General features: G+C 54.5%; 17 protein-coding genes. 6 read left to right on the plus strand and 11 right to left on the minus strand.

Going from position 1 to position 22,273, the window contains the following annotated elements:
* Nucleotides 1-17 precede the first annotated feature (17 nt).
* Nucleotides 18-968, plus strand: a complete 951-nt coding sequence (locus K6123_RS14370; protein WP_221798901.1) for a SphA family protein — start codon at nt 18-20, stop codon at nt 966-968.
* Between the two features lie 95 nt (nt 969-1,063).
* Nucleotides 1,064-2,065 carry an AraC family transcriptional regulator gene (locus tag K6123_RS14375; RefSeq protein ID WP_221798903.1) on the plus strand — a complete coding sequence of 334 codons (1,002 nt, stop codon included), beginning with the start codon at nt 1,064-1,066 and terminating at the stop codon, nt 2,063-2,065.
* A gap of 27 nt (nt 2,066-2,092) precedes the next feature.
* Here the strand turns inward: K6123_RS14375 and K6123_RS14380 are convergent, their stop codons facing one another.
* A complete protein-coding gene (locus K6123_RS14380; protein ID WP_221798905.1) occupies nt 2,093-3,112 on the minus strand; it encodes an AraC family transcriptional regulator in 1,020 nt (339 codons plus the stop codon).
* Between the two features lie 194 nt (nt 3,113-3,306).
* Between K6123_RS14380 and K6123_RS14385 the strand changes: the two genes are divergently transcribed.
* The gene (locus K6123_RS14385; protein WP_221798907.1) at nt 3,307-3,585 is read left to right on the plus strand and encodes an Lrp/AsnC family transcriptional regulator; all 279 of its coding nucleotides are present in this window, start codon (nt 3,307-3,309) and stop codon (nt 3,583-3,585) included.
* 80 nt (nt 3,586-3,665) lie between these two features.
* Here K6123_RS14385 and K6123_RS14390 read toward each other — a convergent pair whose 3' ends face one another.
* The 6 genes from K6123_RS14390 to K6123_RS14415 all read right to left on the minus strand — a co-directional run bounded on the left by K6123_RS14390 (nt 3,666) and on the right by K6123_RS14415 (nt 10,726).
* On the minus strand, nt 3,666-4,826 hold the full coding sequence (locus K6123_RS14390) for a hypothetical protein (RefSeq protein WP_221798908.1): 1,161 nt from the start codon (nt 4,824-4,826) through the stop codon (nt 3,666-3,668).
* Nucleotides 4,827-5,220: 394 nt separating this feature from the next.
* A complete protein-coding gene (locus tag K6123_RS14395) occupies nt 5,221-6,084 on the minus strand; it encodes a hypothetical protein (protein ID WP_221798911.1) in 864 nt (287 codons plus the stop codon).
* A gap of 197 nt (nt 6,085-6,281) precedes the next feature.
* Nucleotides 6,282-6,500: a Nif11-like leader peptide family natural product precursor gene (locus tag K6123_RS14400; RefSeq protein ID WP_221798913.1), complete on the minus strand. Its 219-nt coding sequence runs from the start codon at nt 6,498-6,500 to the stop codon at nt 6,282-6,284.
* A 226-nt stretch (nt 6,501-6,726) separates the two neighbouring features.
* A complete protein-coding gene (locus K6123_RS14405) occupies nt 6,727-8,064 on the minus strand; it encodes a hypothetical protein (protein ID WP_221798915.1) in 1,338 nt (445 codons plus the stop codon).
* Between the two features lie 176 nt (nt 8,065-8,240).
* On the minus strand, nt 8,241-9,392 hold the full coding sequence (yiaY, locus tag K6123_RS14410) for an L-threonine dehydrogenase (RefSeq protein ID WP_221798917.1): 1,152 nt from the start codon (nt 9,390-9,392) through the stop codon (nt 8,241-8,243).
* A gap of 155 nt (nt 9,393-9,547) precedes the next feature.
* Entirely contained in the window at nt 9,548-10,726 is a 1,179-nt protein-coding gene (locus K6123_RS14415) for a GGDEF domain-containing protein (protein ID WP_221798919.1), read from the minus strand.
* Between the two features lie 198 nt (nt 10,727-10,924).
* Here K6123_RS14415 and rlmF point away from each other — a divergent pair, with 198 nt between their 5' ends.
* On the plus strand, nt 10,925-12,004 hold the full coding sequence (rlmF, locus tag K6123_RS14420) for a 23S rRNA (adenine(1618)-N(6))-methyltransferase RlmF (RefSeq protein ID WP_221798921.1): 1,080 nt from the start codon (nt 10,925-10,927) through the stop codon (nt 12,002-12,004).
* A 69-nt stretch (nt 12,005-12,073) separates the two neighbouring features.
* Complete coding sequence (locus tag K6123_RS23550; protein WP_221798923.1) at nt 12,074-13,171, plus strand: methyl-accepting chemotaxis protein; 1,098 nt, start codon at nt 12,074-12,076, stop codon at nt 13,169-13,171.
* A 47-nt stretch (nt 13,172-13,218) separates the two neighbouring features.
* Here K6123_RS23550 and K6123_RS14430 read toward each other — a convergent pair whose 3' ends face one another.
* The 3 genes from K6123_RS14430 to K6123_RS23385 all read right to left on the minus strand — a co-directional run bounded on the left by K6123_RS14430 (nt 13,219) and on the right by K6123_RS23385 (nt 16,936).
* Nucleotides 13,219-14,517: a uracil-xanthine permease family protein gene (locus K6123_RS14430; RefSeq protein ID WP_221798925.1), complete on the minus strand. Its 1,299-nt coding sequence runs from the start codon at nt 14,515-14,517 to the stop codon at nt 13,219-13,221.
* Between the two features lie 53 nt (nt 14,518-14,570).
* Nucleotides 14,571-15,197: a uracil phosphoribosyltransferase gene (gene upp, locus K6123_RS14435; protein ID WP_221798927.1), complete on the minus strand. Its 627-nt coding sequence runs from the start codon at nt 15,195-15,197 to the stop codon at nt 14,571-14,573.
* A gap of 173 nt (nt 15,198-15,370) precedes the next feature.
* Entirely contained in the window at nt 15,371-16,936 is a 1,566-nt protein-coding gene (locus tag K6123_RS23385) for a M48 family metallopeptidase (RefSeq protein WP_221798928.1), read from the minus strand.
* Nucleotides 16,937-17,308: 372 nt separating this feature from the next.
* On the opposite strand from K6123_RS23385, the gene K6123_RS14445 reads away from it, so the two are divergent.
* Nucleotides 17,309-19,006 carry an AAA family ATPase gene (locus K6123_RS14445; protein ID WP_221798930.1) on the plus strand — a complete coding sequence of 566 codons (1,698 nt, stop codon included), beginning with the start codon at nt 17,309-17,311 and terminating at the stop codon, nt 19,004-19,006.
* A 110-nt stretch (nt 19,007-19,116) separates the two neighbouring features.
* On the opposite strand, the gene K6123_RS14450 is transcribed toward K6123_RS14445, so the two are convergent.
* Nucleotides 19,117-22,272 (minus strand): efflux RND transporter permease subunit, encoded by a 3,156-nt coding sequence (locus tag K6123_RS14450; protein WP_221798932.1) that lies wholly within the window; start codon nt 22,270-22,272, stop codon nt 19,117-19,119.
* Nucleotide 22,273 lies beyond the last annotated feature (1 nt).

Raw genomic sequence — 22,273 nt, forward strand, 5'->3', positions numbered from 1 at the left:
CAGACGGAGATTCAAGTATGAAGACGAATACCCTGAACCTGCTCGCCGGCCCTGCCATCGCGGCAGCCCTGCTCATCAGTCCTGTTAGTCAGGCCTATGATCTGCCGGTGGTAAACCTCGGCTTGACAAGCTTTCTGGATGGTGGCGTTCCGGCCGGTCCAGGTCTGTATGCCCAGGCCTATTACCAGAGCTACTCGGCCAGCAAACTGAAAGATGAAAATGGCGACGCTCTTGGCCTGCCAAAAACCGACCTGGACTATCAGGTGATGGTGGCCCAGCTGACCTGGCTGTCAACCTACCGGGTTGGCAACGCCAGCCTGGGGATCAACGCCCTGCTGCCACTGGTCACGTCCATGGATGTTGACGACGGCATCAACAACATGGCGCTGAGCGCCCAGTCCGGCACCGGTGACGTGTTGGTAGGCCCCTTCATCCAGTTTGATCCTGTGATGGGCGCTGCCGGTCCAAAATTCGTCCAGCGCATTGAACTGCAGTTCAACCTGCCCACCGGCGATTACGACGCCGACACCAGCATCAACCCGAGCGCCAACGCGCTGTCATTCAACCCGTACTGGGCCGGCACCTACTGGTTCACACCGCAGTGGACTGCGTCAGCCCGCCTGCACTATCTGTACAACAGCAAGAACACCGACCCGGCGACAGCCTTTGGTGATGTCGATTCAACCCAGGCTGGTCAAGCCATTCATGCCAACCTGGCGGTCAGCCGCGATCTTGGCAAAGGCTGGCGGCTGGGTTTGAACGGCTATTTCCTGGAGCAAATCACCGACACCAAAGTCGATGGCAAGGCCGTATCCGGTCGCAAGGAATCTGTCTACGCCGTCGGCCCGGGTGCCATGTACAGCTTCTCGGCCGACAACCATATCGTTGCCAACGGCTACCGTGAATTCGGTGCCGAAAACCGCCCTGAAGGCAGCCGTGTACAGGTACGCTGGATTCACCACTTCTGAATCTGATGTCACTGACACCACCCCGGCCGGGGCTCTGAACGGGTCTCTGGCCGGGGCTTCTGATGAACTCTGGCAAATTAACAACGGAGGCTTCCATGCACAACAGTCAACTTGCCGAGGTGCTGACCAACAGTCACAGCCGCAACCAGGCCCGCTTGTGGATGGAAAAAATCTGTGGCCCTCACGAGCTCGACACCCGCATTGGCAGCGATGAGCTGGATTTTCATTACCATGCCCAACGGCTGCCCGGGCTGTCATTGATGTTTGGCGATATTTCCTACGGCACCGCCGTCAGTATCGGCGTCGATGGCAGAAATGGCTTGCAGGCCTACAGCATCAGCTTGCCAACCTGTGGCGAACAGTCGCTGGTAACTCCCGGCTGTCGTACCTGCTCAGACCAGCAGCAGGGGTTGATTCTGTCGCCCGATACTTTTCAGCAGCTGGATATGGAAGAGCAGTGCGAAAAACAGCAGCTGGTGATTCCCGCTTCCGCCTTGCGGGCGGTGGCCGAGTCACTGTTACATACACCGCTGCAGCAACCGCTGAGATTTGATCCCGCGATGGACATGCGCAACCCGGCCATTCAGGCCTGGTGGCAAATGGTGCAACAGCTGATGGGACAAGGTTCGAGCATCCAGGCGCTCTACAGTCACAGCCTGCTGACCCGCGATCTCGAAACCGCCCTGATCAAGGGCTTGTTGCTGGCCCAACCCAACAGCATCAGCAACCAGCTGCAGCAAACCAGCAGCCAACCGCATTTACCGGCCTATCTGGAACGCGCCTGCCGGTTTATCCAGCGTCATATGCAAGATGATATTGGCATCGAGGCCATTGTTGCCTGCACAGGCGTTAGCCGCTTTACGTTGTTTTCGGCCTTTCGCGACTATCTGCACACCACACCCATGGCCTGGCAGCGTAATCTGCGACTGGACAGCGTACGCGAGTGCTTGTTGAAAGGAGCCGCTGGCCAAAGTGTCTCGGCAGTAGCGCTGGATTGTGGGTTTTCCCATCTCGGCCGTTTTGCCAGCCAGTATCGTGAACGCTTTGGCGAACGACCGTCCGATACCCTCGCACGTAGCAAGCTGGCGGCCGATTAACCGCCAGCCTGGCCTCTATATCAGGCGTTAGCGTCGAAAACGCAGGGTTTCTGACGGCAGCTCATCAAAACGCTGGCGGTAATCCTTGGAGAAACGCCCCAGATGACTGAAACCCCACTGGAAAGCCACATCGGTAATCGACACCGTCCCATCGGCATGCTTGAGCACCTGATTCACCCGATCCAGCCGCAGATCCCGTAGCAATGCCATCGGCGTGGTATCCCGGTACTTGCGGAAACCGGCCTGCAACGAACGCACGCTGACACCCACCTGTTCCGCCAGCGATTCCACCGACAGCGGCTGATCCAGATTAGCGCGGATATATTCTTCCGTTTGCTTAACGAAATACGGCGTCACCTTGATCATGCCCGGATTAGCCAGCTGTTCAGACAGGTTGCTGTCAATGCCGTACAACAGCGCGTTCAGCAAGGTCGACTCGAACTGTTTCATGACTAATGGCTGATGAATCGGATGGCGACTTTCCAATAGTCCTCCCACCAGCATCATCAGCAACTGCATCACGTAGGCACCGCCCGGGCTGTCGAAATCGAGTTCCGGCTCAAACGATGGCGTCTGCTGACTCCATTGATCCAGATGCTGACGGCAATGATGCTCAAAATCGGCTTTTTCAATGCGGATCACCAGCTGGGGCGAACCACCCTGCCACAACATCGACAGCGGCTGATCCGGCGACACCAGTGAAGCCACTTCCGGAGAGGAAATAAAGCGTTGGCTACCGCAGCTGATTTCGGCGTACCCCTTCATCGGCACCTGAATCAGATAAAACTGCTCCAGCCGGTCCGGCATGATTTGCACACCGTGGTTGTACTCCAGCCGGTGCAAGGTCAGTTTACCCAGCGACATCTTGTGCATCGTCGCACCCACCACGCTGGAGCCACAACGGGAGCGTAATTCGTGGGGTTTGAACACTTTACCAACTTCGTCGCACACCGCCCCGGTGTCATTCAACAGGAATAACTGGTTGCGGTTTGAGAACAGGGACGTTTTTTCAATCGATCCAGTGTTACCAACGTGTGTCTGAAACATGCTCGCCTCTGGGTACTTGTGTATCATACTGGTGCAGCGGCCCTCGACGGATATTGCGTTATCCGGATACTCGCTGCGCCAGGTGGATAAATAGCTCACCGACAGGCAGGTAAGATGCCTGAACTGACGGGATTTTATTGATCCAAAGCAAATACCAGGCCACTCAATTCGACAAACCAGACGCAGGAATCACCATGACCACAGCCATTATTCTGATCAAATGCGCCAGCATGAAACTTGAAGGCATCAACCAGTTTTTGCTGGAGCAGCCGGGTGTTCGACAAGTGTATTCCGTAGCGGGTAACTTCGATTTGGTGGCGATTGTTGAAGCCAGCAGCAATGAGCTGGTCGCCCAGCTGGTGACCCAGAAGATTCATCGTCTTGATGGTGTGCAGGATACCGACACCATGTTTGCTTTCGCTTCCTGCTCAAGCAAGGATATGGAAGCCATGTTTGACGTGGGCAATGAGTAACAGATAACAATCATTGCAGATGTAATCGCCCCAGGCCTATTACATCTGCAACCCGTTAGAGTTTTCAGGGTTTCAGGGCGCTATTCATAGACGTCCTCACCAACAACCAACCGGTGCCCATTGGTATCCACATTCGCCAGATTACCGCTGAAAGTACTGATGTAGCTGTCGGCGCTGAGCGTCCAGCGGCTCGACGGATCAAGAACAACACTGACGTTGCCGGCCGCGCCTGTCGGATTAATACTGCCTACCAGTTCTGACGCCTGTTTCATGGTCAGTACCAGCGACGAAATATCATCCACCAGAATTTGTCCTGCAGCCTGCTGGGCAATCAGGTCGGTTTCGCAGATACCACCATTGCTGCCTGGGCGTCCCCAGCCACGTTTTTCGCTATTCCCGGCGACCCGCAAAAACACATTCGTGGCGGGATGCAACGCCACATTTTGCAGCTGGATATGGGCATGGGTGTTGGTGACATAAAACAGGTCACCGCTGTGGCCAGTGAGGCTACCACCCTCCATCATAAATTCGCTTTCGCCCGATTCGGCATCACCCGACATACTCTGATACAACATGACGTTCTGGATGTTATCGGCGTCATCCCGCTGCATGAAGCCACTGACTTCGCTGTTGCTGATGTGAACCCGGTTGCGGCCTTCAATAACGACAGCTTCTGAGCCGGTCGACTCCAACACCGCATTGGCAACGGCAATATCCGCAGTGCTGTAGACCGCCGGAGAGCCCAGACCATGAGAAACATAACGCCCGCCATTCACTATCAGGGTGCCGCTACCACGGTCTGAACGAAGTGCTGCCGCAGATTGGCCAGTCGTTTCAATGTCGCCGTTGGCGACTTCCATCCAGCCCCCACCGGCAACCATGACACCACCCGAATTGCCCTTGAGGGTTCGAATCCGTATGTTATTCAGGTGTACCCGGGTACCTTCACCATAGGAAAAGACGCCATTACCACCGTTGGCATTGGTGTTGATTTGGCTATTGGTAATCGTCAGGTCGGCGCCATCCAATGCCAACACCCCGGCATTGGCGCCGTAGAAGTTACTGGCATCGCCTTGTGGGGCTTCGCCAGCGGTTTTTTCAACCCGAATCAGGTTGGCAACCACATGAGCGCCATCTTCTACCCGGATCACGTTTTCACTATCTCCATCCGCAACAAACTGCTGATTGGACACGTCGTTGGTCAGCTTGTTGGCGTAGCTGCCATGATCAATCGGTTGCATTCCAGGACCGCCTCCTGGCATTCCGCCCGGTGGTGGACCAGGCGGACGACTTCCAAAACCACCTGGAGGCGGGCCTGGCGGCATGCCTGTCGGTGGAGCCATAGCGTCATTTTGACTGGCCAGCGGCTGTCCATCTCTGGTGGTTGCAGAACTACAGCCACTGAGCAGCAATTGAGAAGATACAGCCACGACGATAGCTGCAATCAGGCGACGTTCCATCGCACGCTGTTTCATATCGAATCCTTGGGCAGGCTTTGAGAAAGGCATTGGATATCACCCTGAGAATAACAACCAGACAATCTCGGGTTAGTCGTAGGACTATAAAGTGGTTCCCCGTCAATTGCTGACAGGGAGTGTCAGAGGCCTGTATATCTGCAAGAGAAGTTAAAGAGACTCAAATCGACCGCTGCAGGTCTTTACCCCACTGCTCGGTCTGGCTGTCGAGCTTGTCCAGCGTGCGTTGCCACTGTTGACCCAGCTTGCGCAGTGTCTCTGTTTGCAGCTCATCCAGCCGCAGCCGAATACGTTCAAGCGTCATGCGGCTGCGAGTAACGGCTGATAGATTGTTGTCATCCAGCTGGTCACGGCTTTGTTGCAATTCTTCCACTGAGGCTTCCAGCAATTGCCGGTCAGTACTGTTGTCTGGCTGTTGTTTGAGCGCTTCATCAAGTGATTTTTCCAGCTCACGAATCTGCTGTTCAAGCTGGTCGCTGTAGTCTTCGATCATTTCATCGGCTTGCGCGCGGGCGTCGCGAGAAATATCTTCCAGCTCGCTCGACAACTGTTCCATTTGGGCAGTCCAGTCACTGGAACTTTGGTTAAACTGATCGCTGAGGCTGTTACCCAATTTGCTGAGTCGATCAAGCAGGCCGTTCAACAGCGAGCGTTGCTCCAGCGACTGCCGGGTGGCATCAAAGTCCACCAGCCATCGGTCCTGCTGTCGCACCAGGTAAGTGGTGAGGTCACGGCCCTGCTTGTTGTTGTCGAGTCCGGTAATCCGAGTGGTGATACTGGCCTGATCGCCGTCCACTACGATTTTGCCCAATGTGACGATGGCACGGTTCCAGTCCTGATCGCGGAATTTGGCGGCCGCCGGATTCTCCAGCGTCGACAGGCTGGCAATGTCGTTCTGGTCATGGTCACGCACCGCAAGCCAGAAAGCACTGGTCACTTCTTCAGGTGTTTCAGGCCCCATGCATGCGGCCAAAAGCACCGAACAGAGTACGGTGGCAAACAGCCGGTACAGTGGAAATTTCATCACGGGCTCCTGAATAATCCTTGGCTGGCGCATATTGTAGCGTCTGAAATGATTGGATGGCGAACCAGGATCAGTGTTCCGTGAAGCAGTTGTAATTTGGCCGGTCGTTGGGATTTGGCAGATATGAAAAACAGCGGGACTGAAACAGTGTGATATGGGCGGCACTGGGGATGCGCCGCCCACAGGTTCAAGCCTGATCAGGCACGCAGCAGCGCTTTGATCATTCGCTCGGACAGCTGGTCTTCAGTGAACTGTGGTTCATTGGGTGGATACAGGGAGTCTTCCACCAGTTCAAAACCATTGTCGCGAGCCAGGGCAAACAGCTCTTTCATTTTAACGCAGGCTTTCAGTTGTTCAGCCAGCTCGGCGTCGGAGCGAGCCTTGTCAGAAAATGCCTTGATCACTGCTACTGACATTGTTGGATTCCTTTTTCAGCTAATCGAGTGTTAGGTCTGCTGTTTTTTGCAAAAAGCAATCCAGCTCCAGAGTCAGTGAATCAGCCTCCAATTCAAGAGCTTTTCCTTATTTTTCATACACTTGAAGGAATTCAAGCATCCAAAGCAATAAATACGATTACAGACACATTGGCGACTTTGCAACAAGCCATTGTCTGATCATCAACAACCACCCGGCCAAATGTCGTCAGCCCATCAACCACTGATACACATACAGAGTGATGCAACACAGCGGAATCATCAAAGCGGCGTAATATCGGTTGGCCCAGGCCATTTTGCGGGCACTCATACCATAACGCGCCTGTAAACTCAGCTGCACACCAGACAACGGCGACAAGCCGACACCCACTGACCAGCCCATCAGCAAGGTAATACCAAACAGGTTGGGGTCCGTCACACTGGGGCCGATGAGACTTCCCGCCAACGCCACACTGGTCACCGGATGCATACCGGCAATGGCCACTCCAATCAGCACCAGCAAGGTCAGGCAGGCTTCAAAAGCACCGAACTGCGCCGGTGCCAATGAGATATTCAACGAATTCAGCGTCGCCGCCACTCCCGCCGCCAGCACCGCCGCACCAAGAAACAGGGCAACTTCGCTACACAGCCCTGGCAGCCCGGTTTTTACATGGCGTCCCATATCAATCAACCCCTGCCCCCTGCGGGTCAGCAGCGACCAGCACAGTGTGAACAGCAAGGCGATCAGGGTCACCAGTGTCAGTACGGTGGTATCAGGCCAGATCAGATGGCTGACAATCACCAGCAGCGCCAGTACCAGCGGCATCCATAATGATGACCACTGCAAAGGGTAGCCCATGGCATCAGCGGCGGCCGGGTTTCGCTGAATTTCCCAAGCAGAAAAAACCAGCGCCACCAACGCCAGTGGCAAGCCAAACATCACCAGCACACCCAACTGGGCACCAGGTGAGTTCAATAACGTCATCCCCATCGCCGCAAAAAACGGCGACCAGATAGCACAGGTCGAAAATGCCCGCAGCAGCACCATACTCTGGGCTGGCAACAATGGCTGGTTATTACGCGCATGAGCCAGCCGGTCGCCGACAATCAGTACAGCGGAGATATTCAATACAGAAGCAAACAGGTGGGTGCCAAAGAGGGTTTTCTGCAGCACTCGGGCACCGGTTGGCAAATGTTCTTCCGGAGCAATGCCAGCCAATGCCACCAGCCGCAAAAAACTCACCCCGATCAGCATCGCCAGCAGCGACTGGTTACCTTCCAGCGCTTTGAGGAAATAGCGCATGTCAGTGCCATTAAGGCCACCAAAGATCAGCCCGGCAACGCCAACCACCAGCAGGATTCCAATCTGTTTTTGCTGTGCCCGTTTGATTCGCGGTGCCAATAAAATAGCCGCCAGCCACAAAGGAGTACCGACCAGCCAGGCAGGTACAGCAGCACCCAGCAGACTGTTCAGCAAAACCATCAGTAGTGTCAGAAGCAACAACAGACCGGCGCTGGTTGCCAACAGACCCGAGCCTGACAACCAGCGTGTAAGTAGAAAAGACAAGCGTTTGACTCCGCAACAGCCTGCATGACAGATGCAGGCCAGATAAAACCGTCATCATGCCATCAAGGCTGGTCACAGAGCAGAGTCCTGCCAGCAATATTGTGTTTTATTGCCGTTTACAGAGTCAGGCCATATCGGGGTTTTCCAGACCCGTTTTATACCGGCCTGATTTTACACTACATGGCCTGGCGGAATATTTCGCAGACTTCCTCAAAGGTCGGTTGTACCGGATTGGTAACGCCACAGGCGTCCTTCATGGCATTGGTCGCCAGTGTAGGAATGTCCTCGACTTTGGCACCCAGCGCGGCAGTGCCGGTCGGTATATTGATGTCGGTCGACAAGGCCCGAATCGCTGTAATACAGGCGTCGGCAGCCTCAGTCATTGCCAGTCCCTGCACATTACAGCCCATCGCCACAGCGACATCAGCCAAGCGTTCGGCTGCAACCCGCGCGTTAAAGGCCTGCACATGAGGCAGCAGAATGGCATTACAAACGCCATGTGGCAGATCGTAGAAACCACCCAGCTGGTGTGCCATGGCATGCACATAACCCAACGAGGCATTGTTGAAGGCCATACCAGCAAGGAACTGGGCGTAAGCCATTTGTTCGCGAGCTTCAGCGTGCTGACCATCCGCAACGGCGGTACGCAGGTATTGGCTGATCAGCCGAATCGCTTGCAAAGCACAGGCATCAGTGATCGGCGTAGCTGCGGTTGATACATAGGCTTCAATAGCATGCGTCAGCGCATCCATGCCAGTCGCAGCAGTCAAAGACGCTGGCATACCCAGCATCAGGTCCGGGTCGTTAACGGACAGTACCGGTGTGGTGTGCTTGTCGACGATGGCCATTTTTACGTGGCGGCTGTCATCGGTAATGATGCAGAAACGGGTCATTTCACTGGCAGTACCCGCCGTAGTATTGATGGCAACCAGCGGCAATTGCGGTTTGGCTGATTGATCGACACCTTCGTAATCAGTAATCGAACCCCCGTTAGCTGCGACCAGTGCAATCGCCTTGGCGCAGTCATGGGGCGAACCACCGCCCAGCGAAATAACAAAATCACAGTCGTTGGCTTGCAGCACTGCCAAACCGGCTTCGACGTTGGCGACATTCGGATTGGGTTTAACCTCATCAAAGATGACGGAGGTAACCCCCTGAGCGGACAACAGCTCAGCAACCTGGCCCGGCAAACCAATGCTGACCAACGGTTTATCGGTGACGATCAGAGCTTTTTTCCAGCCGTATGAACGAATTGCGGTGGCCGCCTCGCTGAGACAACCACTGCCCATCATGTTGACACTGGGAATAAAAAAAGTGGTAGCGGACATAAGGCCTGACTCCCTTGTATTGGAAACGAGGGAACAGGCTATACCGACCGGTTGATGATCATCTTGACAGGGAGCAACTTCGAATGGGCGGTAGTGTAAAAATAGTACCAGCGAATATTCCCCTGACGCCTGACCAGCCAGTCAGCAGTACAGCCTCAGGAAGTACCAGCGACAGCCGCTGAGCCAGCATCCGGCATTGGGTTTTCGCTGGGCAGCGCACAAACTCGATTGCGGCCCTTGCCCTTGGCCTGATAAAGCGCCTTGTCAGCCCGTTCAATCAGCTCATTCTGACTGATACCATCGCCTGCAACATGACTGGCCAAACCAACCGATATGGTCACGCGCTGCCACGGAATTGACAACTCATGAGGCATCCCGGCATCATGAATTTTCTGCCGTAACCCTTCTGCCAGTTCGCGCGCCCTCGCCTCGCCCACCCCCGGTAACAGGGCGATAAACTCTTCACCGCCGTAACGTGCGACCATCGCATTAGTGCCCGCAAAATACTCCCTCATCGCGATAGCGATACTTCTGAGGCATTCATCGCCCAGCATATGGCCCTTGCTGTCGTTGTAGCTCTTGAAAAAATCAACATCGCACAACAACAGGGAAAACGCTTGCTGAGTAGATTCCAGTTGCTGCCACAATTCATCGTAGCGACTATTGAAGGAACGCCGGTTGGCAATTCCAGTGAGACTGTCAGTATGCGAGTAGCGGTATAGCTGGTCAGCCAGTTGGCGGTTTTTTTCCGCCAGCAAAATGCTGTCGTACAGGGTACGGTAAATCCGTTGCGATGAACTGATCGCCAGAATGGTGTAAACCAGAAAACCAGAGGCCAGAATCAGACCATCACGGGTTCCGGTAATCGCCTCAAAATAGATCAAGGGTCCCAGTGCTGGTATCAAAAAGGAAACCAGACCAATCCTTGAGGCAGATGACGTTGAAGCCGCACCGGCACAATGACCGGCTTGCAGAATGACCATCACGCCAACTTCAGCGGCCGGGACATTGACCACCACATAACCACCCCAGGCCCCCCAAACCAGTCCATTGACCAGAGAAATCAACTGCAGAATATGGCTGTGGTGACGAAGACTGCGATGCTGAAAGCCATGATGGCGATAATTCAGGAACAACAGCACCCGAATAAGTGGCAGTAGAATGGCCGCCATGCCATAAGACCACAACACTGCGGGATCTATTTTTTCGTGGTAGGCCAACAGGTTACCAACAACCAGAAAGGTATTTCCGATCGCGACAATTGGTAACTGGGAATAGATAGAAGAAACCAGTTCCTGACGGGGACGAGAGAATTCTTCCCGTAATGAATTCATCGAGTCGAGCTTCCATTACTAACAATGTTGTCAAACAATCCGATCATAACGAATCCCGCCAGTCTCAACAGTAAATATTTTTTCCCGGTGCGCCAATTCCCTATAGTTTGGCAGACAATTCAGGTTTTGGCTGAAGATTGGCTGCGAGACACCTATACTGGCGCACAATTTCGCTTTCCTGCTATTACGAAACCAGACATGTCGCGCAAGCTCCCCGCTCCTGACCAAGTACGTCCCCAAAAATCCCGACCGCAGAGTGGCAAATCGGCTCGTCGGCCAGGAACAGCGTCCAGCAGCAATCCTGAACCGGCAGCTGGCAAGCTGGCCAAACGCGGAAGCCTGCACCCGCGTAACCGCCATCAGGACAGCTACGACTTTGGTGCCCTTAGCGCTTGCTGCCCGGAGCTGCTGCCGTTTATCCGACTGACGCCAAAAGGCAACCATTCTATTGATTTCACCGATCCGGCTGCCATTAAAGTTCTTAATCGGGCACTGTTAAAACACTGGTACCAGATCGAGCAATGGGACATCCCCGAAGGTTATTTGTGTCCGCCAATTCCTGGCCGGGCCGACTATATTCACAATCTCGCCGATTTACTGGCAGAGGCGAACCAGGGCAAACAACCGGCGGGGAAAAATATTCAGGTGCTCGACATTGGCTGTGGCGCCAGTTGTATTTATCCGCTGATTGGCCACAGCGAATATGGCTGGCGTTTTATGGCTGCCGATATCAACCCCGGCTCACTGGAGTCATCCGCCGCCATTCTGACTGCCAACCCCAGACTGCAGAAAGCCATCACCCTGCGCACCCAGACAAACCGCCAGCACTATTTCAGCGGCATTTTGCAAGCCAATGAATTTCTCGACCTGACGCTCTGTAATCCACCCTTCCATGAGTCTGAGCAACAAATGCAGCGCGGCAACGAGCGCAAATGGAAAAACCTCGGTAAATGGGATGGTAAACCGCAGGACCAGAAGCAGCTGAATTTTGGCGGTCAAAGCAACGAACTCTGGTGTGAAGGCGGCGAAGTCGCCTTTATCAGCAACATGATTCGGGAAAGCCAGCAATTCGCCAGCCAGGTCTACTGGTTCACCTCACTGGTTTCCCGTCAGGCGGCTATTCCGGCGTTGCAGAAGGTGTTACGGTCGCTTGGCGCAGTCCAGCAACAAGTTGTTGAAATGTCTCAGGGCCAGAAAAACAGTCGTTTTCTTGCCTGGAGTTTCCTCACTCCCGAACAGCAGAGCGTCTGGCGCCAATTGAGGTGGCTGAAAAACTGAGTACCCGCCAATGCTGTTGTGCTGATTGTTGTCTAGACTTACCACGATAACCAGATCATGGAGCCGGGCATGCTATTCAGACGTACAAGCAAGGTCGATGAATCGGCGGAATCAGTCACCGCACTGAAAAAACGGATTCATCAACTTGAGCAGGAAAATCAGCTGCTGCACAAGGTAAGAGTTGTCGCCGATATGCGCAGCGATTACAGCCTTGAGCGTATGGACCGCAAACTCAATTTGCAGACTATGGCGTCCGAATCCGCTAACGCGATCAATGATATTCGCCACACTCTTGCCGCCATGGCAGAAGGCATCGGCGAGACCGCTGTCTCCATGCGCCAGTCCAGCAGCAGTATTGTCGACATCCAACAGGTGCTGTCACAACTCGGCAGCCAGCTCGGCTCCATTCATCAACAATCCAACGATGCCTCCCAGGCAGTCACCGGACTGTCGCAGGTCGCCCGGGATATTGAGGGCTTTATTGGCCTGATCAAAAGCATTTCCGAACAGACCAACTTGCTGGCCCTGAATGCTGCTATTGAAGCCGCACGAGCTGGTGAACAAGGTCGCGGCTTTGCCGTAGTTGCTGACGAAGTCCGTAATCTGGCCAAACGCACCGCCGATGCCACCGCTGAAATCAGCCAGTTGATCGGCACCATCAGCACTGAAGTCAATCGCGTTTCCAGCGGTATTCAAACAGTTGGTGATCAGGGAGCACTATTGATTCGCGAAACCGACACTATCTCAACCGGCATCGATGGCATTGCCAACCTGGGAGAACAGGTCAACTCCAGCCTGGCTTACGCGGCTTCGGTCAGCTTTCTGGAAGCGGTCAAACTGGATCACGTGGTCTGGAAAAGTCAGGTCTACGCCTTTATTCGCACGGAAGACAAAGACGGCGCCAACAGTCTGGCCGACCATACCAGCTGTCGTCTTGGCAAGTGGTACCACCAGGGCCAGGGCCACGAGATGTATCGTCAGTTCAGTGCCTATAAACGCCTGGATAAATGCCACCGGCAGGTTCATGACAATGGCTTCGGGGCCATTAATGCTGCGCTTTCTGGCAAACACGGGGAGTCCATCAGCCGCTTGCAACAGATGGAAGCAGCCAGTGTTGAGGTGATTCAGGTTCTGAGCGAACTGGAAGAAGAAATTCGCAACCAGTAGACAGGCAGTTAGACAAGCGCTGCCCGTTCAGGCAGCGCCGTCAAAGATCAATGGCGAGCGTGATCGACCATGTCTTCAACAATTTCCTGCTCTTCGTGCAGGTCATTGGACTCATCCGGATGAGGCAACAGCAGGTTCAGTGCAATGGCAACAATACCGCACAGACTAACGCCTTGCAGATGCCAGTCGCTGGAACCAATCGACATACCGCCAATCCCAAACACCATGGTCACTGCGACGATCACCAGATTGCGCTGGGCGCTGAGATCCACCCGGCCCTTGATCAGAATGTTCATACCTACACCGGCGATCGAGCCAAACAACAGAATCATGATGCCGCCCATCACCGGCGTCGGGATGGTTTGCAGCAAGGCACCAAACTTGGCGATAAAAGCCAGCAAAATCGCGAACACCGCTGCCCAGGTCATGACCACCGGATTAAACGCCTTGGTCAGCATTACCGCACCCGTTACTTCAGAGTAAGTGGTGTTTGGTGGCCCACCGAACAATGACGCTGCCGACGTTGCCAGACCATCACCCAGCAAGGTGCGATGCAAGCCCGGTTTCTGGACGTAATCCTTGCCAGTCACACTGCCAATCGCCAGCACATCACCAACGTGCTCAATTGCAGGTGCAATCGCCACCGGCAACATAAACAGGATGGCTGCCGGGACAAATTCCGGCATCACAAAACCCGGCAGGCTGATCCAGCTGCTGGCACTGACTGCGCTGTAATCCACCATACCGTTAAAGGCCGCCAGTGCGTAACCGACTGCTACCCCAGCCAGGATCGGCACCAGCCGGAAAATGCCTTTGGCAAACGTTGCCACCAGCAAGGTGGTCAGCAAGGCGGGCATCGACACCATGATGGCATCGGCATAGGGGAACAGTTGCGCTGAGGCATCACCGGTTTTGCCCAGCGCCATGTTGACAGCAACCGGGGCCAGCCCCAGACCAATCACCATAATGATCGGACCGGTAACCACTGGCGGCAGCAAGCGATGCAGGAAACCCGGGCCACGCAGAGCTACCAGCGCCGACAGCACCACATACACCAGACCGGCACAGAACAGGGCCCCCATGGTGGCAGCCTTACCCCAGGTTTCGACGGCAAAAATAATCGGTGCAATAAAAGCAAACGACGAGGCCAGGAATACCGGAATCGAGCGTTTGGTGGTGAACTGGAAAATCAGCGTGCCAAGACCGGCAGTAAACAGCGCCACACTGGGGTCCAGACCGGTAATCAACGGCACCAGCACCAGCGAGCCGAAGGCGACGAAAAGCATCTGGCCACCAGCCAGCAGCAATCGCCAGCCAGAGTACAGATTAGCGTTTTGAGTTTGCATGAATCGTTTCCCTTGGTTTTTTAAACGGGGTTAACAGCGGTTTTTGACAACGTTTATTTGGTACCAAAAATCTTGTCGCCCGCATCGCCCAGACCCGGCACGATGTAGCCGTTTTCGTTCAGGTGGCTGTCAACCGAGGCGGTGTAGATATCAACGTCCGGGTGAGCTTCCTGCACCTTGCGAATACCTTCAGGAGCGGCCACCAGTACCAGCGCACGAATACTTGTACAGCCGTGTTTTTTCAGCAAATCAATGGTTGCCACCATAGAACCACCAGTCGCCAGCATAGGGTCAACAATCAGCGCCATACGCTGGTCGATATCTCCCGCCAGCTTGTCAAAATAGGAAACAGGTTCGAGGGTTTCTTCATCACGGTAGAGACCAACCACACTGATCTTGGCACTGGGAACCAATTCCAGCACCCCGTCCAGCATCCCCAGACCGGCACGCAGAATTGGCACCACAGTGATTTTTTTGCCGCGAATACGCTGACAGGTTACCGGGCCGCACCAACCATCCTGCTGGTAGTCTTCCAGTTCCAGATCCTTGGTCGCTTCGTAGGTCAGCAAGTTGCCAACCTCTCCGGCCAACATGCGAAAACCACGGGTACTCATATGCTGGTTACGCATCAGGCCGATTTTGTGGCGCACCAACGGGTGACGAATCTCATGAACGCTCATGTTTACCTCTGGAATTAACGCTGTTGTACAAAAAAGTGCGCAATTTTCTCACAGAGACAAACCTGACGCTAAGGTCAAGATTACTAATTTGTTAAAAACGGCGAGAGGATTCCCTGCCAGAGCTGCTAATTGACCATTCGGACAGCCCTGCCAGGGTCGGGGAAAGGAAGTACCTAGAACGCAGTAGAAGCGGTGCTGCTACCCGGTGCGGAAACCACAATCTGATCATTTTCGACGATAAAGTCCGGTGCACCATGAATGCCGTATTGATAATACAAGGCCAGCGTCACTCGTTCGCACAGTTGGTCAAAGTCCCTGAACAACAACCGGGCCGGATGATCACACCGGAGGATCCCCGCCTCATCGGCCAGCTCAACGTGGTTAATGCGATCAATGTCCGCAGGATGGGTGTGCCAGAACTCGGTTTGCTCCAGCTGCAGATCGTATTCAATCTGCAATAACAGGCTGCGGGTGTTCTTGTCTGCAACGCTGACCACTTCTGCCGGAATGTTTTTCAGCAGCTGATCCTTTTCATCGAGCGCGGCAAAGTTGCTGTCGAGCACCCAGCTGGCCGCCCGGGCCAATTTCCGCAGATTCACCGAAGATGCGCGGAACTGCTTGCTGCCAATCAGTTTGGCTTCGTACAGGTCGGCATCAAATTCCATCTGTCGAGACATGCTTCGGGTCATGCGGATATGCAAGCGCAGTAACATGGCAAACAGCCTGCTGATCTTGTCCATCAGAAACGCAGCAATGACCAAGGCATACTGCAAAGGTGCATACTCCACGGTTTCCAGCCACTGTTCAATTTTCTGGGTCCAGTAATCGCGACCACTGGCGCATTCTGCAAGCCAGCTGCTGACACGATTGATCCAGAGATAAGCCATCATGGATTTGGGCTGATTGAAGTGGCCAAATTCGTGGGCAATCACTCCCAATAATTGCTGCACAGAAGAGCCCGCCACCAGCGACAACCCAAGAATCAGCTTCATTTTGCCCCGTGCCAGGCTTCGGAAGCCATTAACCGGTGCGGCAGCAGCATTGACTTCACTGTTGAGTTCGACAACCTCGGGAGCTGGCACTCCCATGGCTTTCGCCATGGCATCGATCACCTGATAAAACTCACGGTGATGCTTACGCTCCAGCACCACTTTTTTGCCGGAATCCGGCTGTGGCCACAAAGGGTACAACAAGAACAGCACCAACAAGCCACCGGCGATCAGCGGAATCGCCAATAGCAGCAGCCATACTTGAGACGTCAGGTAATACTTGCGGTCACTGAACTCACCAAAAAGCTGTGCATGACCATCGGTTACGTACCAAATAACCGTCAGCAGCACGGCCAGAATCACGGAGCCGTATATTGCCGGAGCCAATAACGCCGACACCAAAGCCTGAAGGACGGACTTTTTGTAGTGCAGCGACTTTTCGGCAGGCTTCAATGGCTGTTCGAATACCCCATTCAGTTCGCCAAATACCACCGCTGAAGAAACCGAGGCCTGTGGATCTTTAACCGTATAAGCCTCCAGCCGCACATCCAGACCGATTTCCCGAAAACGATCACAGACCCTTAACGCCAGTCCCTGATCCATATCCCGCTTGATGGTCAAATGGTTGTTCAGCAGTGCCCGGGCTTGTTCCGGTCGCAACTGCATCGCCAGCAATGACTGGTAAACCTCATCTTCGCGAAAGCCAGCCAGCGGCGCGGCTTTAGAGATCAGTTTGAATTTTTTGGTCACGTGAATTTTCCGGGTTTTCTGAAAACCCGTTCAAATTAGCGAATTTTATGGTTCGATTCCGGGACGTTTTCTGGATTCTGACAATTTATGACCCTGTATGGCAGTTGGTGTCAAAAATTGTCACTCAGGTCTCACTTTCCCTGCCGCTATCACACCTTCAGATAAATGGACAATGCGTTGTTAACGCCCAGGCAGCAGCAGGTCGATATTGTCCTGTTTCCGACACAAATTCTTATCGCGTCGCCTATCACACCACTCAAAAACTCAAAAAACCCTTCTATTTCAATGACTTGTCAATGGCCTTGCTATTGCACCCTGGCTGTAAAACAGACAACGACAAACTGACTCAAACCAAACCAGCAAGGTACCGCCATGAAATTTGTGATCGACAAACCCTTTGTAGACTCGTTGGTGGCAGAATTCGCCGAACTGGCCTTTCTGGCTGAACAGCTGAAATTCGGCCCGCGCGCGGAAGTGCCGTTCCAGCAACTGGCGCAGCAGCACATCGAACACCTGTATCAGCTGTACCTGGCAGCGGGTGAAAGCCATCGCAGCCAGTCAGCACTGGTCGCTACCCTGCTGCAAGCCTTGACCGACGGCCAGAAGGTCTATGCTAAAGAAGATCTCGAATCCATGGTGCCTGACCTGCTGGGTTACCTGGCAGACAGCGAACGCGGCTGGCTGTTCAAGGTCAACCAGGCTGGCAAACCACTGCCCTTTTTGGTCACCCGTCTCGATTTCACACCGCCAGGAGAAGAAGAATCCGGCCGTATTCTGCTGGAACTGAAAGCCAATTCGATGGCCAAGGTCACCACCACCAGCCTGAGTTTTCTGGAACGCGATATTGATGGCAAAACCCTGCCCGAAATGCTGATCGCCAAGGGCTATCTGAAAGAAACACCAGACATGCTGGCCAGTTATGACGATGCACTGGAGCGTTATCATCAGTGGCGGCCACAAACCGGCACCCAGTTTGAAGCCCGCGGCACGGGTATCTACACCGAAGACCCGGCATCTGCTCACCGCGCCCGTGACTGGACCCGCAAAACCCGAGTGGTGCTGTCATCAAGTGGCGGCTGGGCCCGCCTGGTAAACGACGAAGCCATTATTCAGGATCGTGAACTGACCTTGCAGGTGCCTGGCCAGGTAGCTAACAAATATCTGCGCAAGGCTGGCCGCAGCATGAACTTCAACGACAAGGTTGAACGGGCCGTTGAGCAGGTCGTCGGTGGCATGAACGACACGGTTTTCACCGAAATGCCGGTGCACGGTTACGTGCTGATGTTCCACCTCGACCTGCATCATCACTTGTGGGTTCACGTCGATGACATGCGCCTGTACCAATACAAGCCGGAACTTAAAGACAAGCTGGTGCTGCCACCAGAGCATACGGACCTGATCGACATTCTGACCGCCGAAATGGACTTGCTGATGGATGACATCGTCGAAGGCAAATCCGGCGGCACCACGGTACTGTGTGCAGGGCCTGCCGGGGTGGGTAAAACCCTCACTGCCGAGGTATATTCGGAAATCATCAAACGGCCGTTATATCGGGTCCACTCCGGTCAGCTCGGCCTCAACGTGATGGAGATGGAACAGGCCTTAAAAGACACCCTCACCCGCGCCCAACGCTGGGGAGCAGTCATGCTGATCGACGAAGCTGACGTCTATATCAAACGCCGTGACGACAACATCGCCGCCAACGCCGTGGTCGGCGTCTTCCTGCGGGTACTGGAATATTTCAATGGCCTGCTGTTCCTCACCACCAACCGTGTCAACGACATCGACGAAGCCATCGTCAGCCGCTGTATTGCGCTGATCAAGTACCATCCACCAGGAATTGAAGATCGCCAGCGCATCTGGCGAGTGATGTCCGACCAGTTTGGTTTGCCGCTGAGCGACGATATGGTCAACACCCTCGCCGAGCTGTTCCCGCAGGCCTGTGGTCGTGACATCAAGGGACTGGCGAAACTGGTGGCCAAGTATTGTCACCACAAATCCGTACCACCGACGCTTGATGTGTTCGAACGCTGCAGTGGTTTCCGGGGTATGGAATACAAGGTGTCCTGACCTGCTGAACGGATTGGCAGCGGCCTGCCGAATGGCACTCGCTGCGCTCGTTTATTCGACCTGCACAAACATATTTTCAGGTTGAATAAGGTGCGCAGCAGCCATCCAGATCAGGAAACCAGCGTTTGCTCAGCCCTCTTGCGCGGTGTCAGCAAATAAAACAAGGCTGGCACCACTACAATCGCAGTCACCGTAGACGCGCCCAAACCATAGATAATCGCCATACAGAGCGGGAACCAGGTCGGATCAGATATCGCCAGTGGTACCAGACTCAACACCGTCGTCAGACTGGTGCTGATAATTGGCCGCAAACGATCACTGGCACCCAGCACCGCCGCATCATGCAGGCTTTCACCAGCCTTGAGATGCTGATTCATCGTATCGATCAGGACGATGCCGTTATTCACCGCAATCCCCGCCAGCGACACAATGCCGATCATGCCCGAAAAAGTCATTGGAGTGGCACTGAGGAAATAACCAAGGAAAGTCCCTGTCATGGCCAGTGGTACCACCAGAAGAATAATCGCCGGCTGCAGGAAGGAGTTGAACATCAGCGTCAGCAATACATAAACACCCAGCATGGCGATTACAAAGGCAGCCCCCATATCGCCGTAACTTTTGCCGGATTTGGCGACTTCACCGCCGAGGCGATAGTGATACCCGGCTGGCCATTGCTGCTGCATCTGCTGTAATACCGGAGTGATGTCGTTAACGATTTCAGTCGCGGTACGACCATCGGTCTGCGCCATCACAGTCACCGCCCGCAGGCCGTTTCTGTGCACATAAACCCGAGGCACATCCACCACTTCAAAGTCCGCCAGCTGCCACAGGGACACCGTTTCACCGGACTTGCCTGCCACCTGCAACATACCCAGCTCAGACAAGTGCCGAGGCCCACCAAGATTCCCCTGACGACTCGGCCAGTCGACACTGAGACGAATCTTCAGGTCATCCGCGATACCGGCAACCTTGTAATAGCCGACTTCGTCATCAGACATCGCTACCCGGATCTGGCGCGCCAGCTCGGCTTCATCCAGTCCGTGAAAGCTGAGCATTTCCGGCCGCGCGTGAAATCTCAGCTCATGCAGCACCGGGCCAAGGTTGTCCGCCACGTCGGTTGCTCCTGGCACCGCCTGCAACCCCCGCTTTAGTTCCGCCGCCTGGCCAATCAAGGTGGCATAGTCGGCGCCAATCAGATCAATTTGCACCGGTGCCGAGGTGTCCGGATTACCACCGATGTGGACCAATTTGTAAGTCAGCCCGGCCTCATTGGCCAGTGCCTTGTCCAGACCGTCACGAATCAGCGGCAAATAGTCGAACGACAACATTTCGCGCTGCTCTTTTGGCTGCAACGTCAAACTGAAGCCAACCAGATTGGAACTCTCGGATGGTAATAGCGCATCACGGATACCAGCCATGGTCATCGGGCTTTTCGCCCCCACATAGACCACTACTTTTTCGATCCAGTCCTGCTGACGCAGGAAAGCACCCGCCTTATCTGCCACCTGCTGGGATTGCTCCAGCGTGGCATCTGGCGGCAATTCAATCGACACCCCGATCTTACGGTCGTCCGACTCCAGATACATCAGCGAAGGCAACAAGCCCGCCAGCAACACAGCAGCAACAAACAGGCTGAAAGCCAATCCGACCCAGGCGACAGAATACCAGCGGCTGGCCACCACATAACGGCGCAACCAATTGGCCAGCCCGGTCTTCATGGTGTCTGTCAAACGGTCGATAGGCAGTGTGTGAGGCGTCTGACGAGCACCGGACTCCAGCACATAACGCGATAGCGGAATACAGATCAGGAAGGCCACCAGCAGGCTCAACAACAGCGTTACGACAATGGTGATTGGCAGGATACGAATGAACTTACCGTCGATACCGCCGACCATCATCATCGGCACCATCGCCAAAATAGTGGTCAGCTGTCCGGCGACCGCTGGCAGCAGGAACTGTTTGACGGTACTAACCGCTGCCTCGCCAAATGATTGTTTACGCACGTAGAGGTTCTCGTGCATGCCCTCCATTACCAGAATAAACACGTCGACCATCAAGCCCAGCGCCAGCACCAGACCAATCATAATCATACTGTTGAAGGAATAACCGACCACGGCCATCACCGCCAGCACACCCAGAATACTGACCGGCAACGCCAGCCCGGCCACCAGCGCCTCACGCCAGGTCAACAACAGCATCAGCACCAGAAAGACGATCACGACTGCCTGTTGCATCGATGAAGAGATGTAGTTAAACGACTGCTCTATGATTTCGCCATCATCACTGATGTGCGTCAGCGTCAGACCAGCAGGCCAGTTTTGTTGCTGGAATTGCTGTGCCAGCGCCAGCGTCTGGTCAATGACCGCAAAGCTGTCAGCCCCCGGCAGCTTTTTGATATCCAGGGTTACGCCAGGCTGATAGTCACTACCATCCATACTGAAGAAAGTACGACTGGTTTCACGATCCAGCCGCAGGCTGACATTGGCAATATCACCAAGCCGCACCGTGTGATCGTCACCACGCCGTAACAAGGGCAGCTGCTCAACCTGTTGCAAGGATTCAAACCGACCCGCCATATAAAGATTGAAGGTGTTTTTATCGGCTTCAAATTCGCCCCAGGCCATGTCGGTATTGGCCGCCTGCAAGCGATTCAGCACCAGCAGAGGCGATAAACCCAGCTCATGCATGCGCGAAGGGTTAAGCTCGACGTGCAGACTTTTTTCCCGCAAGCCGCTGATGTCAGCACTTTTGACCAGCGGCAGGCCTTCCATTTCGTCCTGCAGTCGTGAAGCCGTATCAGACAGCAACAGATCATCCACCGGGCCACTCAACGAAAAGCTGATCACCGGCATATTGCTCATCGACATTTCTTCGATGTCCGGCTTCTCGATGCCAGCATCGGAGGGGAATTTGGCTTGAGCCTTGTCAACCGCCGCCCGCAACAGCCCCATGGCTTCGACCTTGGACATATCGGCATCAAATTCTACCGAAATCACCGAATAGGAGTTGTAGGAACCACTGGAATAGCTGTCCAGCCCTCGCAGGCCGTTAATCTCATCTTCCAGATATTTGGTCACCTGCTTCTCGATTTGCTCTGGCGCCGCGCCCGGCCAGACAGTGGTCACCACCGCCGACGGTATATCGAGATCCGGGTAGTTTTCCCGCACCATGCCGGTGTAAGCCATCAAGCCACTGACCAGCACCAGCGCCAGCAACAGCCGCGCCAGCAGGGTTTCAACAAAAAGCTTACGCAGTAACGGGCTCACA

Source organism: Oceanobacter mangrovi (assembly GCF_019740315.1).
GTDB classification, from domain to species: domain Bacteria; phylum Pseudomonadota; class Gammaproteobacteria; order Pseudomonadales; family Oceanobacteraceae; genus Oceanobacter; species Oceanobacter mangrovi.

Bases quoted from the DNA above. Each gene is read 5' to 3' on its own strand.
- yiaY (WP_221798917.1), bottom strand. From the start codon at position 9,392: ATGTCCGCTACCACTTTTTTTATTCCCAGTGTCAACATGATGGGCAGT.
- K6123_RS14385 (WP_221798907.1), top strand. From the start codon at position 3,307: ATGACCACAGCCATTATTCTGATCAAATGCGCCAGCATGAAACTTGAA.
- K6123_RS14400 (WP_221798913.1), bottom strand. From the start codon at position 6,500: ATGTCAGTAGCAGTGATCAAGGCATTTTCTGACAAGGCTCGCTCCGAC.
- K6123_RS14380 (WP_221798905.1), bottom strand. From the start codon at position 3,112: ATGTTTCAGACACACGTTGGTAACACTGGATCGATTGAAAAAACGTCC.
- K6123_RS14390 (WP_221798908.1), bottom strand. From the start codon at position 4,826: ATGCAACCGATTGATCATGGCAGCTACGCCAACAAGCTGACCAACGAC.
- K6123_RS14430 (WP_221798925.1), bottom strand. From the start codon at position 14,517: ATGCAAACTCAAAACGCTAATCTGTACTCTGGCTGGCGATTGCTGCTG.
- upp (WP_221798927.1), bottom strand. From the start codon at position 15,197: ATGAGCGTTCATGAGATTCGTCACCCGTTGGTGCGCCACAAAATCGGC.
- K6123_RS14415 (WP_221798919.1), bottom strand. From the start codon at position 10,726: ATGAATTCATTACGGGAAGAATTCTCTCGTCCCCGTCAGGAACTGGTT.
- K6123_RS14445 (WP_221798930.1), top strand. From the start codon at position 17,309: ATGAAATTTGTGATCGACAAACCCTTTGTAGACTCGTTGGTGGCAGAA.
- K6123_RS14395 (WP_221798911.1), bottom strand. From the start codon at position 6,084: ATGAAATTTCCACTGTACCGGCTGTTTGCCACCGTACTCTGTTCGGTG.
- rlmF (WP_221798921.1), top strand. From the start codon at position 10,925: ATGTCGCGCAAGCTCCCCGCTCCTGACCAAGTACGTCCCCAAAAATCC.
- K6123_RS14375 (WP_221798903.1), top strand. From the start codon at position 1,064: ATGCACAACAGTCAACTTGCCGAGGTGCTGACCAACAGTCACAGCCGC.
- K6123_RS14370 (WP_221798901.1), top strand. From the start codon at position 18: ATGAAGACGAATACCCTGAACCTGCTCGCCGGCCCTGCCATCGCGGCA.
- K6123_RS23550 (WP_221798923.1), top strand. From the start codon at position 12,074: ATGCTATTCAGACGTACAAGCAAGGTCGATGAATCGGCGGAATCAGTC.